This window comes from Cognataquiflexum rubidum (assembly GCF_022538115.1).
Classification (GTDB): domain Bacteria; phylum Bacteroidota; class Bacteroidia; order Cytophagales; family Cyclobacteriaceae; genus Cognataquiflexum; species Cognataquiflexum rubidum.
Window position 1 is genome coordinate 182,462 of the sequence record NZ_JAKZAL010000006.1, and the last position, 25,436, is coordinate 207,897.

A 25,436-nucleotide genomic window follows, 5' to 3' on the forward strand; every position below is an offset into this window, starting at 1 on the left:
TCAATACCTCCACTTATTCGCCAAAGCCACCAAACTCAGCATCACCGGAACCTCAACCAATACTCCAACTACCGTCACCAGTGCCGCGGGACTTTCCAGTCCAAAGAGTGCTATCGCGACTGCGACCGCCAATTCAAAGAAATTACTTGCTCCTATCATGGCTGCCGGCGAACAGATGGCATGCGGTAATTTGAGTTTTCTTCCGCCAAACCAGGCGAGGAAAAAGATAAAATAGGTCTGAATGATCAGCGGAATAGCAATCAGGACAATGATCATTGGATTATTCAGAATATTTGGCCCTTGAAAAGCAAACAACAATACCAAAGTCAAAAGCAATGCGATAATGCTGACAGGTTTTAGCTTGGGCAGAAAAACAGTTTTGAACCAGTCTTCCCCATATTTTCCTACCAAGATCTTATTCGTAATCACACCTGCCACCAAGGGAATTACTACAAAAATGACTACTGAGGATACCAAAGTTTCATAAGGAATGGTCACATCGGTAATTCCCAACAGGAATCCTACCAAGGGAACAAAGGCCACCAAAATGATTAAATCATTGACAGAAACTTGTACCAAGGTATAATTGGGATCCCCATCCGTGAGATAAGACCAAACGAAAACCATGGCTGTACAGGGTGCAGCACCCAATAATATTGCTCCGGCGATATATTCTCCAGCCAATTCAGGCTCGATAAATGCCGAGAAAATCTGGTCAAAAAAGATCCAGGCAAAGAATGCCATGGTAAATGGTTTGACCAGCCAATTGATGACAACAGTCAGGATCAACCCTTTTGGAGCTTTGCCCACCCCTTTGATGCTGCTGAAGTCAATCTGTAGCATCATGGGATATATCATCATCCAGATCAAAATGGCAATGGGAATGTTGACATTGTAGATTTCCATTCGGCTCAGATAGGACATGCTTTCCCCGGCAAAATGCCCGATCCCCACTCCCGCCAAAATGCAAAGCCCAACCCACAAACTCAGGTATTTTTCAAAAAAGGCTATTTTCTTAGGTTCAGACATTTTTAGATTGATTTATAGTTCAGTAGGTATTGAGGCTGATATTGGTAGATATTAGCTGCGCGATATTATTGGATATTGGTTTGGAACATCATAGCAATATCCACAAATATCCAATATCAATTAATATCAATCCTTTTAGGCTTTAGATATTCTAGAGAAAACATAAAGCATCTCCGAAGCAATCTGAAGGCTGCGTTCGTCATAGCGGGCGGCTTCCTGAGAAGTTCCATCAAATGCCTTTGGATCTTCGTACCTCACCGGAATCCTGGCTTCAGCACCCGGTATAAAAGGACAGTTTTCATCCGCATGCGAGCAGGTCATCACGGCTGCAAATCCTTTGGGAGCATTGGCAGAATCATCATAGAGTTTGGAGAAACAGATTATCGGATCGTCATCATCTGAATAGAAGACAAAGTATTTTGGGTTTCCGACGCCTTTTTGGGTGACTTTGAATCCTGCTCTTTTGATAGAGGCTACCGCCCTTTCGTTGAATGCCGTGACTTCCACTCCACCTGAAAATGAATTGATTTCAATATCATAATAGGCAGCAGCGGTCTTTGCCCAAATCTGGGAAAACTGACTCCGTCGGGAATTATGCGTGCAGATAAAGTTCAGGTTTACCGGTTGGTCTGCATCGATTTTCTTTTGGATATAGTCGATAAAATCCTGCAGGATGGGAATCCGATCCTTTGGTATTTCAAGGCTTTTGGCCTTTTCAATGGTGGCTTGAAGGGTTGGGTATAGGTTCATGGTATATATTTTTGTACAAAGTACCAAGTACAAAGTACCAGGAATGGTACCTACTTGGTACTTAGTACGTGGTACATAGTACAATCTAGCAACATCCCGATCCCGGTGCACAGGCGCTTGCTTCTAGCGCAGCCAAGGAAACACGGACCTTTGGTTTGGCAGCAGGACCGCAACAGGCAGCAGCTTTTTCTTCCGGGGTTGTCGCCCTATCTTTGGCTTTGCAGGTTGTTTGGTCAGCAGTCAGCTGCACAATCAGGCTGTTTCCGGCTTCTTTGATATTGTGTACAGGAAGCACGGCTGTAGGGAAGGAACTGTTTCCATATTCAAATTTGATCTCCCTATCCTGAAAAGTCGGTCTGACTTTTTGGACTACGTCAAATATCTTCAAGGCTTTGCTGGTATCGACCGCATGGTCCGGTTCAGGGATTCCATTTTCCCAAAGTTGGATGTGGACTTCATTCCACTCGTTGCGGATTCCGCCACAGTCCACCGTGTCGTAGGAGACATTTTTGATTTCTGTGATGTGGTAGTCAGTACGGACGTATTGACCTGCTTGGTACTCGAAGAAAAGGGATTTCTCAGGGTTTTCTCTAAGGATTTGGGTAAATTCTGAAGTTTTCATATGGATATCTCGCAAAGGCGTCAAATTTTAGAATGTTATTGAATGTTTGATTTTATGATTCTTGGTACTTTGTACTTGATACATTTTTCAGCAGCATGTTTCTCCCGGTATTTTTGGAAATCCTGAAAATAGGGTTTCAAACAGATGTTGGATTTCTGACCAACGGACCGGGTCGATACAGTAATTGACAGATACACCTTCAATGCTTCCTCTGATGATCCCGGTTTCTTTGAGTTCACGGAGATGCTGTGATATTGTCGCCTGTGCCAAACCCAATTCTTGGACTAAGTCCCCGTTGATACAGGTATTGGATTGGATGAGGTATTGGAGAATTGCGATTCTCGCAGGGTGGGCAAAAACTTTGGCGACTTTGGCCAGTTCATTTTGCTCTTCGGTGAATAAATCTGTTTTGGTGACACCCATTTTTTAGACTTTTAGAGGCGAGAAGCGAGAGATTAGACTATTTAGAAATAGGTTGATATATAATTGAAATACGGTTGAAATAAAGTTGAAATATTTTGGTGATACCCAAATGGTGAATTCAATCCAATATTTCGCCGAAGGCATATTTCTATTTATATCGCAAAGCATATATCATTTTAATACATTGCAATATTACGATGAATGTTTTTTCAATCCAAATTTCTGTTCAAATTTTGTACCTTGGAGTATGAGAGAATTCATTCAACTTTGGAAAGAAGGCCGCAGCAGATTTACCAATCAGCTGGTCAATATCAAGCAGGAAGATTTATCCAAAAGACTTGGAGGCAGTCCAAATTCTGCCGGCTTCCTGATCCGGCATATGGCTGAAGTGGAGTTGCTTTTTGCCAAAAATGTATTTGGCAATTTGGCTGTAAAAGTAGATGCCCAAACACTAAAAGCCGGAAGAGATACAGGAGAATGGACTGATTTGGAACCATTGTTGGCATTGGTGGAAGAGGCCGGAAGACAATTGGAGATAGCCATCGCAAGCCAGGAAGACTGGGAGGCTGTCATCGAAACCAAGGAATTTGGGAAAAAGACAAAGGCAGAATCCTTGGGCAGAATCACCACGCATACCGCTTACCACGCAGGGCAATTGGCGATTATCCTCAAATACGGTTCCTAGTCAAAAGATAACCCACTCCAATCCCTGTCAATTAATTTAGATCAAAATATAAAACCCACTAACAAGATGTCCCATTCCCTGATTAAGCAAACAGCACGGATTGTCTGTATTTTTATTTTTGCCGGACTCATTTCCAGCAATACCAATGTGGAACAAGTAGACTTTGCCGATTGGCTTGTCGATGGCCAAGAAAGGAAAGCCGAAATCACTTTATTGGAAGGCAAAGAAATCCAGATGGACAATGGCTTGATCCGCAGAAGTTTCGTCCTGTCACCCAACATCGCTTGCTTTGATTTTACCAACCTGATGACAGGAGAGCAAATGCTCAGGACCGTCATGCCTGAAGCCCGGATTATCCTGAATGGCAAAACCTACCATATCGGTGGCCTTAGCGGTCAGGAGGAGCGGGGATTTTTTCGCAAAGAATGGTTGGACGACATGAAATCCTCTCCTGAAGATTTCCAATACCAATCTTACGAAATCGGAGAAATCACACTCCATTTTCCTACCAAAACTGTTTTTTGGACAGGCCATAAGAAGGACGCTACAGGCAAAAAAGTAAGCTTTACCTACAGTCATCCTGATTTTGAAAACCTCATTTTGAAAGTCCATTATGAGCTCTTCGATGACCTTCCGCTGATGGGCAAATACCTCACCCTTGAAAATACCGGAAAGGAAAGCATCCATATCAATCAGGTGGTCAATGAAATCCTTGGAATCGTGGAGGAAGAATCCGCGGTGGTCGGAAGTACGGAAAAGATGAAGAAGCCTCACCAACTTTATATCGAAAACAACTTTGCCTTCAACAACGCCATGCACGCCGAGCTCAGCAGTCAGGCTACGCTTTGGAAGCCGGATTCCAGCTACACTTCCCAAGTCAATTATGAATTGCGGACACCCAACATCCTTGAAGTCTATCCTGAAAGAGGCATTGGAATCGACCTGAAGCCGGGAGAAAATTTCCAGTCGATCCGTTCGTATGAATTGGTTTTGGATAGTTATGACCGGGAGCGGAATGGTCTGGCAAGGAGAAAAATGTACCGGGCTTTGGCTCCTTGGACTTTGCAGAATCCGATTTTCATGCATTTGGTGAGCAAAAACGACGAGGAAGTCAGGACTGCCATCGACCAATGTGTAGCTACAGGATATGAAGCTTTGATTCTGAGTTTTGGAAGCCATATCAACATGGAGGATATCTCTCCCGAAAATATAAGCCGATGGAAAGACCTTGCAGATTATGCCCATGACAAAGGGATCAAAATCGGAGGCTATTCGCTGTTTAGCTCCCGTAAAATAAGCGATGAATATGACGTCATCAGTCCACTTACAGGCAAACCTGGCGGTGCTTTTTTTGGAAACGCACCCTGTATGGCAAGTCAGTGGGGTCTTGATTACCTTGACAAACTCCGGTTTTTCTTTGAAAACACCGGTTTCGATATTTTCGAAAATGACGGACCTTATCCCGGGGATGTCTGTGCTTCCACTTCCCATCCGGGTCACGAGGGTCTGCATGATTCGCAGTGGATACAGATCAATCTCCAAAAGGGACTTTACCAATGGATGAATGCCCAGGGAATCTATATCAATGCACCGGATTGGTACTTTTTGGATGGGACGCACAAGATTGCTTTGGGCTATCGGGAGGTGAATTTTTCCCTGCCAAGAGAAAGACAAAAAATCCTAAACAGGCAGAATATCCATGACGGAACTTGGGAAAAGACACCTTCGATGGGCTGGGGTTTTGTACCCCTGACCGCCTATCACGGCGGAGGGGCCGAAGCGGTATTGGAACCGCTGAGCGAGCATCTTGAAGATTATAGGCAATTGATGATGCAATATTATGGGGCAGGGGTGCAGGCTTGCTACCGGGGGCCGAGACTATATGACACCGAGGAAACCAAAGCAGTGGTCATCTCGGTGATCGATTGGTACAAGAAATACAGAGATATTCTCAACGCCGACATCATCCGCCTCCGCCGCGCGGACGGCAGGGATTGGGACGGGTGGATGCATGTAGATCCCCAAGGGAGAGAAAAGGCCCTCATCATGCTATTCAATCCGACTAAAGAACCTATGTCTAAGGATTTGGTGATCCCGCTATACTACACCGGGCTGAATGATAAAGCGAGTATCAGTGTGGAGGGTAAAAATAAAAACTCCTATGCCCTCAATCAAAAACAGGAAGTTACCCTCAGAGTGGATATTCCGGCAGATGGGTACACGTGGTTGGTCGTGGAATAAATAAGGGTCGTGAAAGCTCCCCTTTGATTTGAAAAATAAAAAGAAAAACCTTTTCTCCTCTCAAAAGTACCTTTGGCGAAAGGAATAGGAGTATGTACTTTGTTAAGTGATTGTAATTTTCTAACTTTTAATTAAATATAAAACCGAATATTTCATGTTTTCAGCCGAGCAATTAGAAAATATTAAAACCAGGAAGGAACTGGTAGCCTTGTCTAAAATTGAAGGGATTAACTTGAAAAAATCCATCAAACGGGCAAAATACGAAGAGGAACTCAAGCTGCTACAGACAGAGCTTTCCCTGCTTCAGGAGCATATTGTGAAAAAAAATCTCCGCGTTGCGGTGATTTTTGAAGGAAGAGATGCAGCCGGAAAAGGAGGCTCGATCAAGCGCTTTGTCGAATACCTCAATCCTCATGCTAGTGGGGTCGTCGCCCTCAGCAAACCTACAGATGTGGAAAGGGGACAGTGGTATTTTCAGCGGTATATCGAGGAACTTCCCAACAGCGGTCAGATCAAATTTTTTGACAGAAGCTGGTACAACAGAGCAGTGGTGGAGCCTGTGATGGGTTTTTGCACTGATAAGCAGTATGAAACCTTCATGAAGCAGGTTCCTAATTTTGAACACATGCTTTATGAAGATGGCATCACAGTAATCAAATTTTGGTTTGATATCACAAGAGATGAGCAGCAGAAGCGGTTTGATGGAAGACTTGGAAACCCGCTCAAAGAATGGAAATTCAGTCCGGTGGATCTGAAAGGCCAGGAACTTTGGGACGATTTCACCGAGTACAAAGACATCATGTTTACTGAGACCCATACTTCCTATTGTCCTTGGGTGGTGGTAGAAACAAACGACAAAGAGGAGGCGAGGCTGGAAAGTCTGAGATACGTTTTGTCAAGGTTTAAGTATCCGGGGAAAGGAAAAACCAAAGCCAACCTGAAGAATAACCCGAATGTGATTTTTAAATATTTCCGTAAGAACAAAAAATTTGACCTGTAATGACCATGGTACTTTCTAAAGAAGATGTAGAGGTGTTGAACTCTAAAATAGGCATCAAACATTTGTTGGCCAATAAAAAAATCAACCTGGAAAAAGTGTTGAAAGCGACCCGCCATGAGCTCAAATTGAGGGAAATCCAATCGGAGTTGGTCAGGCTTCAGCTTTGGGTTATTGCCAATGGCAAAAAGGTAGTCGTGTTGTTTCACGGGGGTGATTCCTCAGAGAAAAGTACCGTGATCCGGAAGATTTTTTCCCATAACAATCCCAGACATTTCAGGGTGGAGGTCAATTTGCCCCACGAGCACGAATCCGGAGAGAACGGTTATTATTTCAAAAAATTCGTGGAGAAATTGCCTCATGCAGGTGAAATAGTGTTGTGGGACAGAAGCTGGTATAACAGAGCGCTTTTTGAGCCCATCCTCGGAATGTGTACTGAAGATGAGTATGGAAAATTCATGGATCAGGTCAACAATTTTGATAAAATGATGGTGGATTCAGGGATTATTTTGGTCAAATTTTATTTTACCGTCAGCCCTGATGAGCAGTCCGGACGGTACAAAGAATTGAAGAAATCGCCACTGACAAGATGGAAAACAGATCATTGGCTCGAGGATTCTCCCAAAATTTGGAAGAAATACATGAAACTTAAGGAAGCTATGTTTGAAAAAACAAATACCGACTATGCCCCTTGGATCGAAATAGACAAGGATACTAGAGAAGAAGAACTCATTGCGGCGGCAGAACACCTGCTGAGTAGTATTCCTTATAAAAAGTAAACTTTCATGTGCAAGATAGGGTGGTAATCTCTGAGGTTTCCACCCTATTTTTTTTTTTCAAACCTTCCTGACTTTTGATTGGGCATAAATAATCAGCCCGAACCCTCCCAAAAACCCCACAATCGCAAAAAAGAACTTGAGCTTTACCATGATTTCAAATAGGGCCATATTTCCAAGAGAACCCTGTTGGATCCATTGGGTCAACCTGACATTTTCGCTGATATCAAAAATCAGGGCAAAAACCTGAAATGTCCCTAGAACAAGCAAAAAGTTTTTGAGGAATCTGAACCTATCCGGAGAATGATTTTTCAATTCCAGAACTTGGAAATTTTTCCTTGCCCATAAGCAAAGGATAAAAATGGTTGGAAACAAAGTTCCTATAAAGAAGTAATCCAACTGCAGTTGCTTCAGGACAAATGCCTTTTGTTCAGGTTCGCCCCAAGTTTCAATCAACTCATTCAGCTTTTCTGGACTCCCCGGAAGCTCAAATTCCATCACATTGAATTTCAATCCTGTGGCAGCTTCAAATTGAAATTGGTGACGCCGCATCATCCAAAAAGCGATGATCGTAAGCAGAAGGAAAATGAAGAAGGCGTATTTAAGTTTCATGTGGGCTTATGGTTTTCATGGTTTCATTTCTCTCCGAATCTCGACTTTTTCTGCGACAGTCTGCGAAATCTGCGGGGGCAAAATTTCTCTGCAATTGTCTTGACTTCACTGACATTATGGGGTTCCAAAGTGAGTGTCTCCACTCACTTCCAACTGCAGGAGACATATTAAAGAAAAATGAGGTTTCCAAAATTCCATTGTTTTTCTGCGTCAGTCTGCGAAATCTGCGGGATAACAATTTTTCTAAGTCTCCCGCAGATAACGCAGATTGGCGCAGATAGTAAAGTAGATTTTTGATTGAACATTTAAAGTCTTCCCTGACAGTTGACGGTTAAGGGATAATTCTCTTGCCAAAGTGAGTGTCTCCACTCACTTAAAACTCCAGAGAAATCTCAAAGTAAAATGCGGTTTTCATAATTCCATTGTTTTTCTGCGTCAGTCTGCGGGAGCAAATTTTCTACGCTATTTGCAGTTTGAATTTAAAATTTCAGTCAGTGAAGACACTGACTGAGGCGGAAAAAAGCAAAGGATCCTTCCCGTCATAAATCATCTTCAGTGATCAATTACAATATCCCAATATCCAATATCCATCAATATCTATTTTACTTCACTTACCACCCTAAACCCCACATCATATCCATTTCCCGGCCCGCCTCCATGGAAAAAAAAAGTGGCATTGGTCACATCAGAAATAAAACTTCCCCCTTTCAGCACATGGACATCCCCAGAAACGGGAGGTACGGGATGGGCAAAAATGTCCTCATTATAAAAGTCTTCTACCCATTCCCACACATTGCCTAACATGTCATGCAAACCCCAAGGATTCGCTTTCATCTGCCCGACAACATTTGTTGTGCCTTTGTCCGATTTTTGGATCCAAGCTTGCTTGCCTGTTTCTGACCAAGAAAGCAATTCCTCCGCACCTGCACGGGCAGCATATTCCCATTCAAACTCGGTCGGTAGCCGATAAGAATAAGCAGGATCCATCTCATTCAGTTTTTGAATAAAGCTCTTGGCATCTTCCCAAGTCACGTTTTCCACAGGATGCAGGTCCGAGTCTCCCGCAACATTATCTCCCTGGAAATGGGAAGGGTTGGAACCCATTACTTTTTTCCATTGGCCTTGGGTCACCTCGTGTTTTCCGATGTAATAGGGCTTTTCTATTTCGACCAAAAAACCCGGCTTGGAATCTTTTTTGGCCATCTCCTGACAAAGTTTGAAATCTTCTTCAGTCCACATTTCACTTTCTGGAACATCTCTGGTATCAGGAAATGTAGGACATGTAAGTTCGATCTTGCCTACTGTCATTGTCCCGGGTTGGATCAAGACTAATTCCATCCCGATTGGATTTTTGTAGCTTTCCTTTTCTTTTTGTTGGGAAAAGAGAAGAAGTGGACTATACAAAAAAAGAGATAGCGATAACAGGTAGTTTTTCATTTTTAAGAAATTTGATTTCCATATTTGAAAAGAAATCGATTCAATTTCAATTTAGCCTTTGATCAAAATTAATATCCATAAATATCGAATATCCAAAAATATCGGTTTGAATAGAATCAGACGTTTGAATCTATTCAGCCGCAATCGTCTATAATTCTTTGATCATTATTTTCCGATAAGCATGTGCAGCATTAGGTTTCCAGGAGAAATCACAGCAGCGTCCACCGGGAACAGGCATCAATGTGGCACTCCAATGCAACTGGAAAGCAATCATCCCCGAAGTAGCATCTGCGATCAGGTCATTCCGCTCTGCCTGCACTTCCCACATCAGGACATCATTGACCCAAAGTGTCATTTTTGGCTTTTGCCCAACAACCCGAAGACGGAAGCTATTCCAATCTCCTTTCTTCCAGACTTTTTCCAAGTCCTTTGCTTTGGCACCATTCGCAACACGAAGCATTTCGCCGATCAGATTGGCAGTTCCAGGTTCCCCGTCTCCGGACAGTTCTATCTGATAGCCTGAACCGCTTTCGCTCGAACGGAAGAAAATTCCCCCGTTGGTTCCCACATGCCCTTTGAATTCTAGAGTCAATTCAAAATCTCGGTATCTTTTGTCCGTCAAAATGATTCCTCCCTGACCGTAGGGAAATTGCTTCATGACAATGGCTTCGTCTTCTACAAAAAAATTACCCTTGGTACCGTGGTGATTGGTTCGGCTGATGTGCCAACCCTCCAAATCCTTCCCGTTGAAAATAGGAACAAAACCTTCCCGAATTTGTGATACTTGGGCGTGGCTTTCCACAGAAAATAGAAATGCCACCACACCCCAGCTTAGAATGTGCAATAGGTTTTTATATCTGTTTGCTTTCACCATTTCACAATAAATTAACCCTTGAATTCCTTCCTAAATCAAACAAACCCAAAATACCAAAAGCCGCATCTGTGGACTGTGGACTTACCCAATCACTTCTTAAACTCAATCCCCGTCATGATTACCAAAGCATCGCTTTCCTTAGCACCTGGATTTTTGACAAGGAAATACAGGTCATGTACGCCATCAATTTTGGACACATCGATGAACGTGGGCTTACCGGTGGCATCACCAAAAAACGGGCCTTTTTCCCCTTGGGGAGGAATTGGGACAGTTTGGATTCCGCCGATCAATTCCCCTTCTGGAGAACCCAATCTCAATTCAATATTGCCTCCGATGAAGTGTGACCAATGCCAAAACCTGGTGATGGCCCCAATGCTGATCTGATTAATCTCTGTCAGGTCTATGTTTTTGAAACCGATATACCCTCCTTTTCCGGTGAAAATAAATCCCGGATCATCTGTCGATGGCGTGTATGAAATTCCTGTTTCGGAGAAAACATCTGCTTTTTCCGGACCCATCAACGGATATCGGAGCAAAGCAAAATCTTCACTCTTGAGGTTTAGACCGCTTACCTGTCCTGAGCCTTGGTCAGAATAATGGGCCAAAAAGACGTAGGAACCCATTTCATAAGTAGTCGGATAGAATTTGGACAAGCGACCGTCACCGATTTTTGTGGGAATTGCTTTTGTATAAAAATCTCCCTGAATCGGAAGTTTGGGGTTTCCTTTTTCCGCGGAAGCAAGGTCCAGGATGTAATCAATGATCTGTTTGGTATCGTTGGCGCTTAGGTTTGGTTGTGGCGGCATGTGGACTTCTCCCCATTTGCCGCTGCCTCCTTCGATGATGCTTTTCGACAGGGTTTCGAAGACATTTGCTGTCCCCTTATATTTTTTGGCTACTTCCAAAAAGGATGGACCCACCAATTTGGCTTCTTCCTGATGACAGGCAGTACAGTTATTCTTGATGATCAAAGCTTTTGCATGGAGGTGTCGTAGGACGGTTTCAGGTTGGAGATTTCCTTCTTCTTTCAACTTCCTCAGTTGCCCAAAGTCGATTCCGGAAGGAATGTATTCCACAGTAACCTTGACTGCCTCGGGATTTATCTTTCCGCCTGCAAGCGTCCCATCTTCCTGATCGATGACCTTAACTTGGTAGCTGACTTTTTCATCCGGAAAGTAGAATGACTTATTGCCTGATGTAATTTCGATCTTCACTTCCGGTTGTTTATTCCCTGCAACAACCTCAAAAGAATGAACGTCAGAAGCTCCTGATGGGTCTTTCACAGTTAAAGAGACTTTGTATTTTCCCGGCTTGTCAAGGGTTATTTTGGGATTGGCATCATTCAATACTGTTGTTTCCACACCCTCAATCTTCCATTCAAAATCCAGCTTTTCCCCATCGTCATCCCGGCTTCCTTCCGAGGAAAGTTGGATTTCAAAAGGTGTCGCGCCTGATTTTTCTGTCGATTTAGCCTCTGCAATCGGTGCTCTATTTCCTGCATTGAATTCAATCCTGGAAATTCTGCCTTTCGTACCTGTACCATATTCCAAAATGTACAAATCCCCATTTGGTCCAAAATCCATATCCAAGGGTTGGGAATGGATGAGTTTTTCGGCAGGTAAAAAACGCTCGATGGACGTGACATTATTCCTTTCTTCATCCATGCTCACTACCATGATCCAGTTTCTGACATAATCTGTGACCAGCCATTTGCCTTCGTAATAATCCGGGAATACCCTTTTGGCATTCTCGGAAAAATCGGATTTCCTGAAAATAGGCCCACCCACTGCAGACCTTGCCGCACTTCCCAAAATCGGCCATTCCTCCGAAACCCGGTAGGGATAAGCAACCAATGCCGGTTGGGACGGTGGAAGGACTTTCAATCCGGTATTATTTGGCGAGGTGTTGACAATGGAATCAGGATTATGGTATTCTCCGTAAGTCTTGGTCTCGTAATCATAACTTCTATAAGGCAGATTTTTTCCGATGACATAAGGCCAACCAAAATTTCCAGCTTTTTTGGCAACATTGAATTCATCATAGCCCATCGGCCCAAACTCTTCTGAATCTACACCGGCATCAGGTCCGACTTCCCCCCAATGCAGGTAACCGGTTTGTGAATCAATAGAAAGCCTCCAGGGATTCCTGTTACCCATGACGTAGATCTCAGGCAAGGTATTGGCAGTTCCGACCGGAAAAAGGTTCCCATCGGGAATGGTGTAAGTCCCGTCAGTTTGGGGTTTAATCCGTAGAATCTTACCCCGCAGGTCATTGGTATTTCCAGCTGTACGGCCTTCGTCCTGTCCTCGGCCACCTTCATTTGTAAAAGCCAAAGGTGAATATTGCGTTGGGGCAGAATCCCCACCAACAGAAAGGTAAAGATTTCCTTCTTTGTCCCAAGTCATCCCCCCTCCAAAATGGCTGCCATCCGGTTGTTCCCAAGGGATATCAAGAAGGATGATTTCGGAATCTATGCTAATCGTATTGTCAGTTCCCAAGGTAAATCTTGAGAGCCGCATGGTATTTCCGTTATCTGATTCGGGAGAAAAATAGAGAAATACATGACGGGTATTTTCAAAGTCTTTGTCCAGCAAAATCCCGATCATGCCGGGAGATTCACCCACAATGGTGGGGATCGTTCCGAGCTTTTCGATGTTTCCTCCCGATTCGTTGATCCTTTTGACATGTCCCGCTCTTTCGATCCAATAGACAAATCCCTGTTTGTCAAACTCTATTTGCAAGGGCTCTTCCAACCCATCTGCCACCACCACTTGGGTGAATCTGCTGTCCTCTGGTTTGTCTTTTCCGCTAAAAATTTTTGCGGTAGACTCTTTTTTTCCGCATCCCCAACCTATTCCCATCAAAAGGAACAGGATTGGAATCAGCCATTTTTGGGTATTTGAATTCAATTTGGTATGGTTAATCGTGGGAGTATTTTATTCAAAGTAAATAAAAAGTGATTAAACCTGCCCTCCGTTCAAAAAGTTAACCGAGAATTCCTGAAAAGAAATTCAAAACGGAGGCTTTAAATTTCTCCCGCAGATGACGCAGATTGGCGCAGACAACAAAAAGAATATTAAATTAATAATTGCCATGTGTTCCTGACAATTTCAGGCAGAATGTTTTTCCATCAACAGAGTTTTTCTGCGTAGTTCTGCGAAATCTGCGGGATAATATCTTGAAGGTTCCCGCAGATAACGCAGATTGGCGCAGACAGTAAAGAATAATTTCAATCTATATCCTACTGCCGAGTAGGTCAGTTGGAAAATTATAATTTCAGAAACCGCTCTGCAATTTTGAGCTGACGGAAGCGGAATCGCTTTTTCACCCTGTGCTCGGCGCTTCGCTGCAGGATGTCTTTGAGCGTTTCCATGACTTCGATGGTATGGTCTCCTTTGTTGATCATGACGCATTCTGCATTAGCCGCCTGACCGGCATCGGTGATTTCGGAGCGGGTGGCCATACCGGATTTGTTGAGACTCTCCAGCACTTGGGTGGCCCAAACCACCGGCACATGGGCGGCTTCACAGATCCATAGGATCTCTTCCTGAATCTCTCCCATCCTTTCAAAACCTATTTCCACAGCAAGATCACCACGGGCAATCATCACCCCAAAAGCCCTCTGTTTCATCCCTTCTATAAGCAGGGAAGGAAGGTTGCTGACTGCTTCCGGCGTTTCTATTTTGATGATCATCAAGGGAGGATGTTCTGAAATGGCCTTGAGTTCCTTTCGGAGGTGGCTGATATCTGCAGCAGTCCTGACAAAGGAATAGCCCACCAGATCCGCATTTTCGCAGATAAAGGGGAGGCAAGCTTTGTCAAAATCTGTCAGCGAAGGAATCTGTATCAAGGTATCGGGAAAGTTGATTCCTTTCTCGGCCTTGATTTGACTTTTTTCAGAAGAGATCCGGGTAATCCTGATTCCGGCTTTGCCTGATTTGGTTTTTTCTACAGTAGCCCTGATAACACCATCATCGATATAGACTCGGTCTCCTTTTTTCAAAAACCCTATAATTCCTGGAACATTGGGGCTGATGACGACATCATCCTGTCCAAAGCCTTTGGCTTCTTCGGCCAGCCAAATCAGTTCGCCTTCCTTCACCTTGACTTTTCCCTTGTCTTTTCCTTTGCCAAGTAAGACAGTTCTGATCTTGGGTCCCGCAAGGTCCATGTATACTTTGCAGTCTATCCCTGTTCTCTTGCTTGCTTTTCGGAGTTTATTGATCATTTTGGACCAAGTAGCCTCATCATCGTGGGCGCAGTTGATCCGGGCGACATTCATCCCGTTTTCGAGTAAGCTTTTGATCAAAGCATAGCTATCCGCAAATCCAGAATCAAATGTTACCATTAAAGAGGGAATGCTCGGAATGGTTTTGTGGCCAAACAGTAAATGGCTTTTTTCATCAATTTTCTTTTTGCTGAATGAAAAATCGCAGATATCAATATGGTCTGTGGGAAAAGTTTCTCCCAATACCTCCAAAATCGCCTGAACCTGTCTCCTGATATGGCTTTCGCTGCTTGCAAGTGAAGACAAGCCATGAACATGAAGTGCGTCCTGAAGAACACGGAGATCCCTGTTTCTGACACTCAGGTATTCCACCAGATTTTTGGCAGCTTCTTTTTGGTCTTTGTGTAGGCTTGCGATGATACCGGATTTATGGACAACATCGGTGGCCATGGTTTTTTCTAAAGAAATGAGTTCTTTTTTGATGAAATCAAGAGATGCTGAACCGGTCATTTTGGAAGGATTTATTCTTTAAATCTAATGCTAAAAATTCAGGTTTTCGAATCAGTCAAAGCCTTTTTTATATTGGTTTCCAAATCTGTCGATCACCTCCACTTCCACTTTTGAATCAGGATTGGTTGGCCTGAATACAAACATATGCCCATTCTTTTGGGCGGAGATCCAAGGCTGCTTTTTGGGTTTTCCCGGTGCATAGATTTCCATTGCCAATGGATCTGAGGCGATGACCTGTACAGGTTGGACAGTTCTGTTTCCGTTTTCATACACATTGACCTTCCATTCAGGATCCCAATTCCAAATATTGACCATGTAGTCATTGGGGAAATCCGGGTGGGTTCCCGGACGGTAAATACGGAACTGGAAATCCGGGTTTTCACCTACGCTTTGGTAATGCCAAGACAAATCTCCTGCATCAGACCTGTAGACGCCATAGCCTTTTGGAGTGCCGTCATAGCAGATTCCTGACCACCATGCCCCGCTGATGGCCGAGGTGTTGTGCTCAAAAATATTGTTGATCACTGTGTTTTCATTCCAATGCACATGTCCCGAAATCAGATGTGCCTCATGCCCTTCCAAAATCTTGTACAAAGCTTCCCTATTGATGACCGATTCCTTGTTGATATCACGGCCGGGATTATGGGCTACGATCTGCGAAAAACTCGGAATATGAAGGAAAATGACAAGCGGATTTTCTTTTGGGACCAAAGCCAGATCCTTCTCCAACCAAGCTAATTGGGTCTCGGGGAGGTAGCCGTAGTATTGTTTGCTTCCCAAAAAGTACACATCATTCAGGACGATATAGTGGGTTTTTCCCCTGTTGAAGGAATAATAGGCAGGTCCAAACTGACTTGTAAATGGTTCTTGACTGCTCTCGTTTGACCTTGCATTCAGGTTGATGTCATGGTTGCCCAACACCTGAAAGAACGGAATCCCGGTAGATTTGATGCCTTGATTGTATTGCTCATACAATTCAAACTTGTCAAAAACCAAATCTCCGACGCCGACGCCAAAAAGGTTTGGATCGTTGAGTGCCGCTTTCTTTTTTCTGAGGTCAGCACATGATTCCGAGATAAATTGATTGGCTTCTTCCTCCGTCTGCACCTGCGGATCGGCGATTGCGATGAAGTGGTGGTCGGATTCATCATTTGGGTTTGGCTTCAGCTCAAAAAGAAGGGTGTTGGTGGGTTTGGTCAGATCAACTCTTCTGAAAAAATCCACCGAACCGTTATCCAATAAGTCAAAAGCATATCCGGAAGGGTAGGAGATAAATACAAATTCCTGGTCGGTGGTAAATTCAAACTCCCCTTTTTCATCGGTAAGGACAATGTCTTTGCCGTCAGATACAATGATGTTTTTTAGCTGATTACCATTTGAGGTAACTTTTCCTTTGACTAGGGTATAAGAGAGCGATTGAGAATTTTCCTGACCAGAAACTGAATGGTTTCCTGTAGCAAGTAAGATTAATATCCAAAAAAAAGAGAGTTGAAAAAAGCTGTTTCGGTACTTGTTCATGCTGATTGAATTTCCTGTCAACTTAAACAAAAAGAGGCATCCTGAAAAGGATGGCTTTTGAATTTTTATGAATTTTGATTTGAGAAATAAATTCCAAACAACATTGAGGCCTTGAGTAACCTTGAATTGGAAGTTAAATAGCTACTTTTCTTAGTGCTCAAGCCCCATCGGGGCGAAATATTAGTAGTCATGGGTAAGGTGCTTTGCGTAATTCCATACTTTCTCAAATCTCCATGCACCGCAGCCCATGGTTTAAAATGACGGAATGAGATATTTGTGATTTTTGGGAGAGAAAAGGTATAGAGTGAAATTGGGTTTCCACCAAAAACAGGGAAGGTTAATTTATCTATTTTATTCAATTCTTTTCTTAAGTATTTTCTTGTGGTTTCTTTCTTAAGTCACTTTTTGTCTTACCACAAAAAGTAACCAAAAAAGGCAAGAAATTTTAATCCTCCCCCGCGCAATGCCACGCCGGCCCGGAAAAATTTCTTCCTCCCCTCCAGTGTTCCAAAAAACGATTCCTGAAAGTAGGAGATTCCAAATTCTTTCACTTCGACAAACAGCCCCGAAGCGGGCTGAATAAGAATAGCCCCGTGCAAGGTGCTTCTCTGAATTTAATTCTTTAACCAATCCCCATGCACCGCCGCTCGGGGTAACGAAAATGCGATGTCCCTGGTCCCGATTAATATCGGGATTGCGAGAAAAAAGGCACAAAATGGAATTAGGTTTTCACCAAAAACAGGGAAGGTTAATTTATGCTCAATAAAAAAAATTGAATTTATTCATCTCTTCCGTGCAATTCCTTTTCCTTACTTGGTATTGAGAGTCGTTGAAATCTTAGAGAAAAAAATTTATACGCATCGAGGTAATTACTAACCACCCCACGTGAATTAATCATTACTATTCCAATAATCATGAACAAAAGCGTTAATCAAAGTCTTCTCTTTGTACATTTTAAACAAATTTTTATGAACATTGTAGAAACTGCCGTTGAAAACGGCTCATTCAAAACTCTGGTAGCTGCTGTGACTGCTGCCGAATTAGTAGAAACGTTAAATGGCGAAGGTCCTTTCACGGTTTTCGCTCCACTTGATACAGCATTTGAGAAGTTACCTGAAGGAACAGTAGAATCTTTGATTTTACCTGAAAACAAAGCTCAGTTACAAGGTATCCTTACATACCATGTGATTGCAGGAGAAGTATTGTCAGGCAATTTGTCTGACGGTATGGTTGCTACCACAGTAAATGGAGCAGAAGTTACGATCCATTTAACAGATGGAAAAGTATTTGTAAATGATGCAGAGGTTGTAAATGCTGATATTAAGACCGATAATGGCGTAATTCACGTCATCAACAAGGTAATAATGCCTGCTTAATTTTATATAATCAAATACAATTATTGCCTAAAGGCCCTGTTCAAAGCAGGGCTTTTTTTTTTGGGAGGTTTTAAGAGATAATTCACCAAAAACAGCCGGCCAAATCCTGTGAACTCTTTGCAAAACCTTTGCGTGAATTGCGGCTAGTGAAGAAAAAGGGGGGAAGGATGTCTGTGTATAAAAACCTTGAAGACCGACCACCTATTGCCTGCCTACTAAAGGCAGGGATCAACTATGGGTAGCCCGGAATAAGGACCGAGAAAAATATCAGGAGTTGGCGTGAACAAAAAAGAGGCATCCTTTTCGGGATGCCTCTTGATTTTTGAAATGATATTTTAATTAGAAAGTAAATCTCAGACCAAACTGTAATCTCCAAACGTCACCTGCACCGGCAGATGGGCTGAAGGAATCAGATATCAAAGTATTTCCTAAGTTTCTGAATCTAAACTGAGGTCTGTTGTTCGCATCCACACCTGCAGGTACAAGTGGAGAGGTTGAAGTCATAAACTGACCTACACCCCAATTTGGATTCAACAAGTTACCCACGTTCAAGATATCCACTCTAAACTCAAGCGCCTGCTTCTTAGAAGTAGTCAACAATGTTTGGGAACCACTGAAGTCAGCCCTGTACACCATTGGAAGGAAAACAGCACCTCTTTCGGCGATTTGTCCTCTGTTTGCGCTGAGGTATTTGTCTTGTTGAATGTATGCTTCCCATGCAGCAGACTGCTCCGCCGGAGTGAAAGTTCTTCCTGAAGAAGTGAATTGTACAAAGTTTGTTTCAGATGCAGTTGCCGGGATATAAAGCAAGTCATTAGAGAATCCTCCATCACCGTTGAAGTCACCGCCATAGACATAGCTTGCATTTCCGATTGTTCTTCCTTCCCAGAATAAGGAGAAAGAAGTAGTACCGAAGGAGAACAAATCAACAGAATAATTCATAACACCCACTACTCTGTGACCCATTGAGTTTGCTGAGAAACCCACTCCAGGGTTGTTTGGATCACCTTGGTGTTGGTTGTTGACCCATGAACCAAATGCGATGGAACCTGGATCGATAGTATTTCTAGCTTCTCCATAGCTGTAGAATGCCTTCAAATACAAACCGTTGGCAAATGGCTTTTCCAAAGTTATGGAAGCTATCCAAGAGCTACCGACCGCCTGATTTCCTAGAGTTACGGCATTGTCAATTTTATTATTGATCCTGTTGGTGAATGGATCTCTGTTAGGATCTGTATTTGGTCTTGCATCCGGAATCCATCTTGACCTTGGATCTGGACCAGTGAATGCCGAATTGGGGTTATCTAGATTGGCATTGTAATAAGCCACTCCATTTACATCCCTATTATACAAGAATTCACCTGTAGCGATGATTCCGCCAGGAAGTCTGTGGTCAATGGCAATATTGGTTCTCCATACCTGAGGGAATTTGAAAGTAGATTCCGTCATTGCCAATTCATAGTTAGGTGCAGGTTGACCGGTCACGTTGGCAGGCTTGTAAAAATCCGGATCAGGATTAAACGGCCTAGAAGTCAGTGGTGCATTCTGTGCACTGCTCAACCTCTCAAAACCGGTCAAAATACCATTTGCTCCAATTTGGTTGGATATCCACACGTAAGCTGGCCTACCTGTAAAAACCCCCGTACCACCCCTAACTTGGGTGGTTCTTGCACCTTTGCTCAAATCATAATTGAAACCGACTCTAGGAGACCAAAGGATATTGGGATCAGGCATATTATCTGTTCTGAACTGAACAGTCTCTCCTGCAGGATTACGAAAGTTAAATCCTTCCACTTCTTGGTTTCTGAGGGCAGTCTCAGCAAAGAATGGTACGTCAATTCTCAAACCTACTGTAACCAAGAAATCTTTGTTGACTTGAATTTCATCCTGTCCGTAAATACCGCCATAGCTTACTTTTAGTGGCTGAACAGGTTTTTCTTGGCCAGGAATGTTATTATAGCGAACCTCAAACCTTCTTAAATTAGCTGTTCCTGGAGTGCCTGCTAAGTTTGCATTGGCATCAGCATAAAAATCCTCCAAAGAGTTGTAAGTATAAGCTGACTGAGATCCCGGGAAGAACACGTTTTCAGACTCATATCTTTCGAAGCTGAAACCTGTGGTGATGGTATGCTTACCTTTGAAGATCTGAAGGTTGTCTTGGATCTGGAAAGTCTTATATCTCAATTCATTGCTTGGAGTAAATGGCTCAAAACCAAAAGTAGTATAAGTAGCTCCATCTTTCAAGATATCCACCAATGGGAAGAAATCACCTCTACTACCCCTACTTTCATCCTGATAGGTATAACCTACAATCAAGTTGTTGGTCATGGTAGGAGACAGTCTTGAATTCAATTCAGCTACGATAGATCGTATATTTTCATTGATTAGATAATTAGAATTTTGGAAATTCAAAGCATTCAAATTAGATCTTCTGCCTCCAAATCCCAAAGAAGATGAGTTAGAAAGTAAAACATCAGAAGAGGAATCCAAATGGTTATACCTAACGCTCAATTTGTTTCTGTCATTGATATTGTAATCCACTTTAGCCAAAAACTTGGTTGCGATGGTAGAGTGGTCATAACCTTGATAAGGTCCTGTTTCATAACCGAAGTTATTTCTCAAATAAGAACTTAAAGTATTTAGGTCTGATGCCAAAACACGCGTGGTATTACCTGTGATAGGATCACTGCCGTTGTTGGCAACGAAGTTTGTTCCAGGAGTGGTTTCCTTATCATCTTCGAATGAAGCAAAAAAGAACAATTTGTTTTTGATGATTGGACCACCCAATCTGAAACCTACCTGCCTGTATTTGAATTCTCCTGGATCAAAAGAATTGTCTCCGGCCTGGGTACCGACATTATCGCTTCCTCTCCAGAAATAATATGCCGAACCTGTAAATTCATTGGTACCGCTTCTAGTTACTGTATTGACACCGGCACCGGTAAAGTTTCCTTGTCTCACGTCATAAGGAGCCACGTTAACAGAAATCTGGTCGATCGCATCCAAGGAGATAGGAGATACCCCCGTTCTGTCCCCTGGCTGGCTTCCAAGTCCAAAAGAGTTGTTGAAATATGAACCATCGACAGTGATGTTGTTCAATCTGCTGTCTTGACCACCAAATGAATTACCGTTTGCCTGTGGGGTCAACCTGGTAAAGTCACCTATTCTACGGGAAATGGTTGGCAATTTGTTGATGGTTTCGTTGCCGATAGCAGTAGTTGCACCAGTCCTATCGGAGCTGAATACTGCATTTTTATCACCTGTTACCACTACTTCAGCCAATTCTTCTCCATCACCAAGCATGGTGACGTTGACGTTGGCCGCAATACCCAAACTCAAAAATACACCTTCAACAGTCTGGGTTTCAAAACCGATAAAAGATACTGTAACCGAGTAAGGTCCACCAACCCTCATACCGGGAATGGTATATCTGCCATCGATATTCGTCACTGCGCCATACCTTGTACCTGAAGGCGTGTGTGTGGCCACTACATTGGCACCGGGAAGGGTTTCCCCGCTGCTTTCTACTACCCTACCAGACATACTGGAGGTGGATACTCCTTGCGAATATGCAACACCTGTAGCAAATACAAGCATGATGACTGCAAATAAACTTCTTAGTAATGAATGCCTCATAATTTTTGTTTTTTGTGGAAAATTGAATTTATAACATTTGGACTTGGTTATTTTTCCGGTACAAATGTATAGGAGATGGGCTAGGATTTTTTTTTGAAATTGTTAAGTTTTAACAAATTTTCACAAGATTACTTAACATTAACCTAACATTAAAATCGAAAGGAGGTTTTATTTTTAACCAACTTTTTGTATTTCCTTACATTTTAATGCAGTTCACGTCATATTTACAATCCACGAATTTTGTTCTTTTTACCAATGTTAAAATAATATTACGGAATGGTATAAGGTTGCTATTGTGTAAAATGTCAAAATAAAAGTGTATAACTTGGCTATATTTAACGATGAAAAAATCAGGTTTCTATGAAAAATAAAAAGATGCTTTGGCTTTATTTATTCCTTTTTGCAGGAATAATTGACATTGTTTTTACCGCAAATGGTGAAAATTCTACCAGGATCTTTACCAAGCCTTTGATATTAATTGCGCTATGGGGATTTTTTATTTTTTCCAGTACAACAATCAAAGGAACCATTTTGAGAAAAAGTATGAGTGCTGCCTTGATTTTTTGTTGGATGGGTGATGTGCTATTGATGTTTCCGGATATGTTCCTTTATGGTTTGGGAGCATTTTTGATGGCGCATATTTGTTACATCATTGGTTTCAAAATGGCCCAAACCAATCCTTTTGCTATCGGCAAGGTTGATTTTGTGAGACTTTTGCTTATCAATCTCCCGATTTATATTGCCGCCTCTTTTGTCTATTTTCTCATCAATCCAGGACTGGGAAGTATTAAAGTACCGGTGGTGATTTACCTGATTGTCATTGTATTGATGGTGACTACCGCAAGAGAGCGGTATGGCAAGACCAATGCAGTGAGTTTTTGGCAGGTTTTTATCGGTGGAGCTTTTTTTATGGTTTCAGATGGCGTTTTGGCTATCAATCGGTTTTACCAATCTTTTCCTGAATCAGGTGTAATTGTGATGGGAACATACATTATCGCCCAATTCCTGATCGTTAAGGGGATTTTGGCGCATTTCCAAAATGATACTAATTGATACTGGATATTACGATATTTGAAACCCATCCAATCTCTTACTAATTAAAAGCTTATCTGACATCCTGAATATCAAAAAGTATCCAGTATCCATGAATATCAAAAAATTAATAAAAATTGGTTATTTGATCAAATTCAAAAAGTACTTCTGAATTATATCCTCCCCATAATATCCGCATAGTTGATACCCATGTGGCTGTTGTCATAGACCGCTTTTCCTGATTTGACAATAATGACTTGGGGGGATTCATGGTAGACGCTGAATTCCTTTTCGATCTGATTGGAGACATCACGATGGCGGATCAGATCCAAAAAATAAGGAGTGACTTTTTCGGCATCTTCTTTTTTCCAATTTCTCTTCAGCCTATCCCAGGCCATACTGCTAACCGAACACCGGGTCGAATGCTTGAAAATCAACACCGGCTTGTCGCCACTTAACTCCTTGATTTCGTCTAGCTGTGATAAGCTTTCCAATTTATTCCAATCCATTTCTTAAATTTTATTAAACTTTCAATCCTAAAGTAATTTCATCCGATTTTAGTTCCTTCCAAAATTTCTCTTTTGCTACCTTTCGGCACAAAAGATTATTTTCTCAGGGGCAAGGTTATTGCTTTGTGTTCTTTAACCAATGCCTGTTACCTTCAAAGTTCGAATTTGCCTTTCCTATGCTTTCAAAATATACACTTTCCATTTTCATCCTACTGATTGCGTTTTCTTCCTGTAAAACCATCAAGCCTGACCGCCCGCCGGCTTCTTCAGGAATTGAACTTCCGCAAGCCATCTCCAAGGTTAATGTACCCATAGAAATCCCTCTTTCTTACATTGAAACCAACCTCAACAAAGATTGGAATAGCAAGTTGTTTGCAGAAACCGGACTTCCTATCGGAAGCGGACTTACCACCGATATCGATGTGACCAGAACAGGCAAAATTGCGCTGACAGGATTGGGAAACAATACGCTTAGGGTCAAAATGCCGATGAACCTCAAAGGAGACCTGAAGATTGAGAAGAAGGTTTTTGGTCAGTTATTATCCACCAATTTTCCCTTCAATGAAAATATCAGTCCTGAAATAAGTTTCATTCCCGAAATAGGAACCAATTGGGAGTTGGGAATCAAAAACCTTGAAATAGAAAACTGGGGCCGCTCTATGAAGTATAACCTGTTGGGTTTTGAGATCGACTTGGATAAGGTGGTCAAAAGCCAACTTAAAACCGTGCTCGACAATCAGCTATCGGCGGCCAATCTCAGCCGCTTTGATTTCAAAAGTATGGCTCAAGAAACCTGGGATGTTTTTTCTGAACCCTATACCATGACACAGCAGGGTTTGGAAATCCATTTTTACAGTATTCCAAGCAAATTGAAATTAACAGAGGAGATCACGACGGATCAACAATTGAAGCTCTACATTGGCGTCGAAGGAGAAATGATATCCAAGATCGGGTCAAAACCAATTGTCCCAAAATCCCCTTTGCCCAATATTGATGTCAATGAAAATAAAGAAAACGAACTTGAATTGATTCTTCCCCTGATCCTACGCTATGAGGATTTGGATGGCTACCTGAACAAGGAAATGTCAGGCAAAATAATTAAAATCGACAGCAAGACGGAGATGGTCCCCACCAATCTTAAAACCCAAAAATACGGAGACAAGACTTTGTTGTCCATGGATTTTACCGGTATCCGAAAAGGAAAAAAGGATATCAAAGGCAAGATGTATTTTGCCGGCAAGCCTGTCTTCGACACAGCGACTGAATCACTCCGGTTTGACGAAGCGGAGTTTGACGTCAAATCAGACAATGGCATGGCCAATATCGGTATCAGGCTGAAGAAGCGGAAAATCATGAATCAGATCAAGAAACTGGCAAACTATCCTGTCGGAGATTTTCTAGGTGAGGCAAGGAAAGAACTGGAAAAGCAGGGCAATTTCGAGACAGGCTTTGCAACCTTTCAGATCAAAAATCCAACATTAGATGTACAGGGAATCTACAATACGGAGGAAGACGTAAGGATCTACCTCAGGTCAACAGGGAAGATGGAAGTGCGGTTGAAAGATTTTAAGTGATTTTCCCATCATACAACTCAGATATAGGGAATATCATATCGTAGTCATTCCAATTTAAATTCCCATTGATTATTGAAAAAGACATAAACAGGGATTTATCGAGGTATTTTCGGATTTCAGGATGCTGTGAGTCAGATAAAAATTTCTCGAAATCAACATTTTGCAAAACTCCATCAGTAAACAATATCTGAATTATATATTGATTCAAATATTTAGCCTCCTTCACTCTCAGTGATTTGACGGCATATTCTATATTTAAGTCAGATACTTTCATTTGATTTTGGAGATAACTTCAAATTCTACTTTTTTCTTTTCTTTAAAATACGATTCCCATTTGTTGGCAATTTGAAAATGATAGGTCGATACAAATATCCTGAAATTTAATAAATCCCTCCCTTTTAGTGGCTTTTTTCCTTTGATATTTGAAATCTGGATTTCAATAATTTCCTCGTTTTCAAAAATGAAGATTGCTTTGGATTCGAATTCGCCTTTCTGACCATGAACATGAATAGGTTTATGGTCATTCGAATAAAAGAAAAAAATGATCCCTAAATATTCATAAATTTTGGGCACGTGAATTATCCATTTGATCTTGCTAAATTTAGTG

General features: G+C 42.2%; 21 protein-coding genes. 7 read left to right on the top strand and 14 right to left on the bottom strand.

Annotation, left to right across the window (positions count from 1 at the left end):
- From arsB to MMU05_RS08990, 4 genes are all read right to left on the bottom strand, one after another.
- Complete coding sequence (gene arsB, locus MMU05_RS08975) at positions 1-1,029, bottom strand: ACR3 family arsenite efflux transporter (protein WP_241141345.1); 1,029 nt, start codon at positions 1,027-1,029, stop codon at positions 1-3.
- Between the two features lie 135 nt (positions 1,030-1,164).
- Positions 1,165-1,779 (bottom strand): low molecular weight phosphatase family protein, encoded by a 615-nt coding sequence (locus MMU05_RS08980; protein WP_241141346.1) that lies wholly within the window; start codon positions 1,777-1,779, stop codon positions 1,165-1,167.
- Between the two features lie 85 nt (positions 1,780-1,864).
- Positions 1,865-2,401, bottom strand: a complete 537-nt coding sequence (locus MMU05_RS08985) for a DUF6428 family protein (protein ID WP_241141347.1) — start codon at positions 2,399-2,401, stop codon at positions 1,865-1,867.
- Between the two features lie 87 nt (positions 2,402-2,488).
- The gene (locus MMU05_RS08990) at positions 2,489-2,824 is read right to left on the bottom strand and encodes an ArsR/SmtB family transcription factor (RefSeq protein ID WP_241141348.1); all 336 of its coding nucleotides are present in this window, start codon (positions 2,822-2,824) and stop codon (positions 2,489-2,491) included.
- 247 nt (positions 2,825-3,071) lie between these two features.
- Between MMU05_RS08990 and MMU05_RS08995 the strand changes: the two genes are divergently transcribed.
- From MMU05_RS08995 to MMU05_RS09010, 4 genes are all read left to right on the top strand, one after another.
- Positions 3,072-3,509 (top strand): DinB family protein, encoded by a 438-nt coding sequence (locus MMU05_RS08995; protein WP_241141349.1) that lies wholly within the window; start codon positions 3,072-3,074, stop codon positions 3,507-3,509.
- Between the two features lie 66 nt (positions 3,510-3,575).
- Positions 3,576-5,750, top strand: coding sequence for an alpha-galactosidase (locus MMU05_RS09000; protein WP_241141350.1), 2,175 nt, complete (start codon positions 3,576-3,578; stop codon positions 5,748-5,750).
- A 154-nt stretch (positions 5,751-5,904) separates the two neighbouring features.
- Positions 5,905-6,750 carry a polyphosphate kinase 2 gene (gene ppk2 / locus MMU05_RS09005; RefSeq protein ID WP_241141351.1) on the top strand — a complete coding sequence of 282 codons (846 nt, stop codon included), beginning with the start codon at positions 5,905-5,907 and terminating at the stop codon, positions 6,748-6,750.
- Positions 6,750-7,526 (top strand): polyphosphate kinase 2 family protein, encoded by a 777-nt coding sequence (locus MMU05_RS09010; protein WP_241141352.1) that lies wholly within the window; start codon positions 6,750-6,752, stop codon positions 7,524-7,526. The genes ppk2 and MMU05_RS09010 overlap by 1 nt, the downstream gene beginning before the upstream one ends.
- Before the next feature lie 57 nt (positions 7,527-7,583).
- Here the strand turns inward: MMU05_RS09010 and MMU05_RS09015 are convergent, their stop codons facing one another.
- From MMU05_RS09015 to MMU05_RS09040, 6 genes are all read right to left on the bottom strand, one after another.
- Positions 7,584-8,135 carry a hypothetical protein gene (locus tag MMU05_RS09015; protein WP_241141353.1) on the bottom strand — a complete coding sequence of 184 codons (552 nt, stop codon included), beginning with the start codon at positions 8,133-8,135 and terminating at the stop codon, positions 7,584-7,586.
- 597 nt (positions 8,136-8,732) lie between these two features.
- On the bottom strand, positions 8,733-9,572 hold the full coding sequence (locus MMU05_RS09020) for a formylglycine-generating enzyme family protein (RefSeq protein WP_241141354.1): 840 nt from the start codon (positions 9,570-9,572) through the stop codon (positions 8,733-8,735).
- 148 nt (positions 9,573-9,720) lie between these two features.
- Positions 9,721-10,446, bottom strand: a complete 726-nt coding sequence (locus tag MMU05_RS09025; RefSeq protein ID WP_241141355.1) for a 3-keto-disaccharide hydrolase — start codon at positions 10,444-10,446, stop codon at positions 9,721-9,723.
- Positions 10,447-10,535: 89 nt separating this feature from the next.
- On the bottom strand, positions 10,536-13,355 hold the full coding sequence (locus MMU05_RS09030; protein WP_241141356.1) for a PQQ-dependent sugar dehydrogenase: 2,820 nt from the start codon (positions 13,353-13,355) through the stop codon (positions 10,536-10,538).
- A gap of 359 nt (positions 13,356-13,714) precedes the next feature.
- Positions 13,715-15,184 (bottom strand): pyruvate kinase, encoded by a 1,470-nt coding sequence (locus MMU05_RS09035; protein ID WP_241141357.1) that lies wholly within the window; start codon positions 15,182-15,184, stop codon positions 13,715-13,717.
- Positions 15,185-15,235: 51 nt separating this feature from the next.
- Entirely contained in the window at positions 15,236-16,702 is a 1,467-nt protein-coding gene (locus MMU05_RS09040; protein WP_241141358.1) for a calcineurin-like phosphoesterase C-terminal domain-containing protein, read from the bottom strand.
- A gap of 914 nt (positions 16,703-17,616) precedes the next feature.
- On the opposite strand from MMU05_RS09040, the gene MMU05_RS09045 reads away from it, so the two are divergent.
- Complete coding sequence (locus MMU05_RS09045; RefSeq protein WP_241141359.1) at positions 17,617-18,078, top strand: fasciclin domain-containing protein; 462 nt, start codon at positions 17,617-17,619, stop codon at positions 18,076-18,078.
- A 339-nt stretch (positions 18,079-18,417) separates the two neighbouring features.
- Here the strand turns inward: MMU05_RS09045 and MMU05_RS09050 are convergent, their stop codons facing one another.
- Entirely contained in the window at positions 18,418-21,714 is a 3,297-nt protein-coding gene (locus MMU05_RS09050) for a TonB-dependent receptor (RefSeq protein WP_241141360.1), read from the bottom strand.
- Positions 21,715-22,074: 360 nt separating this feature from the next.
- On the opposite strand from MMU05_RS09050, the gene MMU05_RS09055 reads away from it, so the two are divergent.
- Entirely contained in the window at positions 22,075-22,767 is a 693-nt protein-coding gene (locus MMU05_RS09055) for a lysoplasmalogenase (RefSeq protein WP_241141361.1), read from the top strand.
- A gap of 152 nt (positions 22,768-22,919) precedes the next feature.
- Here the strand turns inward: MMU05_RS09055 and ytxJ are convergent, their stop codons facing one another.
- On the bottom strand, positions 22,920-23,255 hold the full coding sequence (gene ytxJ / locus MMU05_RS09060) for a bacillithiol system redox-active protein YtxJ (RefSeq protein WP_241141362.1): 336 nt from the start codon (positions 23,253-23,255) through the stop codon (positions 22,920-22,922).
- A gap of 176 nt (positions 23,256-23,431) precedes the next feature.
- Between ytxJ and MMU05_RS09065 the strand changes: the two genes are divergently transcribed.
- On the top strand, positions 23,432-24,829 hold the full coding sequence (locus MMU05_RS09065; RefSeq protein ID WP_241128197.1) for a DUF4403 family protein: 1,398 nt from the start codon (positions 23,432-23,434) through the stop codon (positions 24,827-24,829).
- Here the strand turns inward: MMU05_RS09065 and MMU05_RS09070 are convergent.
- Both MMU05_RS09070 and MMU05_RS09075 read right to left on the bottom strand, forming a co-directional pair.
- Positions 24,822-25,103 (bottom strand): DUF2442 domain-containing protein, encoded by a 282-nt coding sequence (locus MMU05_RS09070; RefSeq protein WP_241128198.1) that lies wholly within the window; start codon positions 25,101-25,103, stop codon positions 24,822-24,824. The two genes, MMU05_RS09065 and MMU05_RS09070, sit on opposite strands and share 8 nt — an antisense overlap.
- The gene (locus MMU05_RS09075; protein ID WP_241141363.1) at positions 25,100-25,402 is read right to left on the bottom strand and encodes a DUF4160 domain-containing protein; all 303 of its coding nucleotides are present in this window, start codon (positions 25,400-25,402) and stop codon (positions 25,100-25,102) included. The genes MMU05_RS09070 and MMU05_RS09075 overlap by 4 nt, the downstream gene beginning before the upstream one ends.
- Positions 25,403-25,436 lie beyond the last annotated feature (34 nt).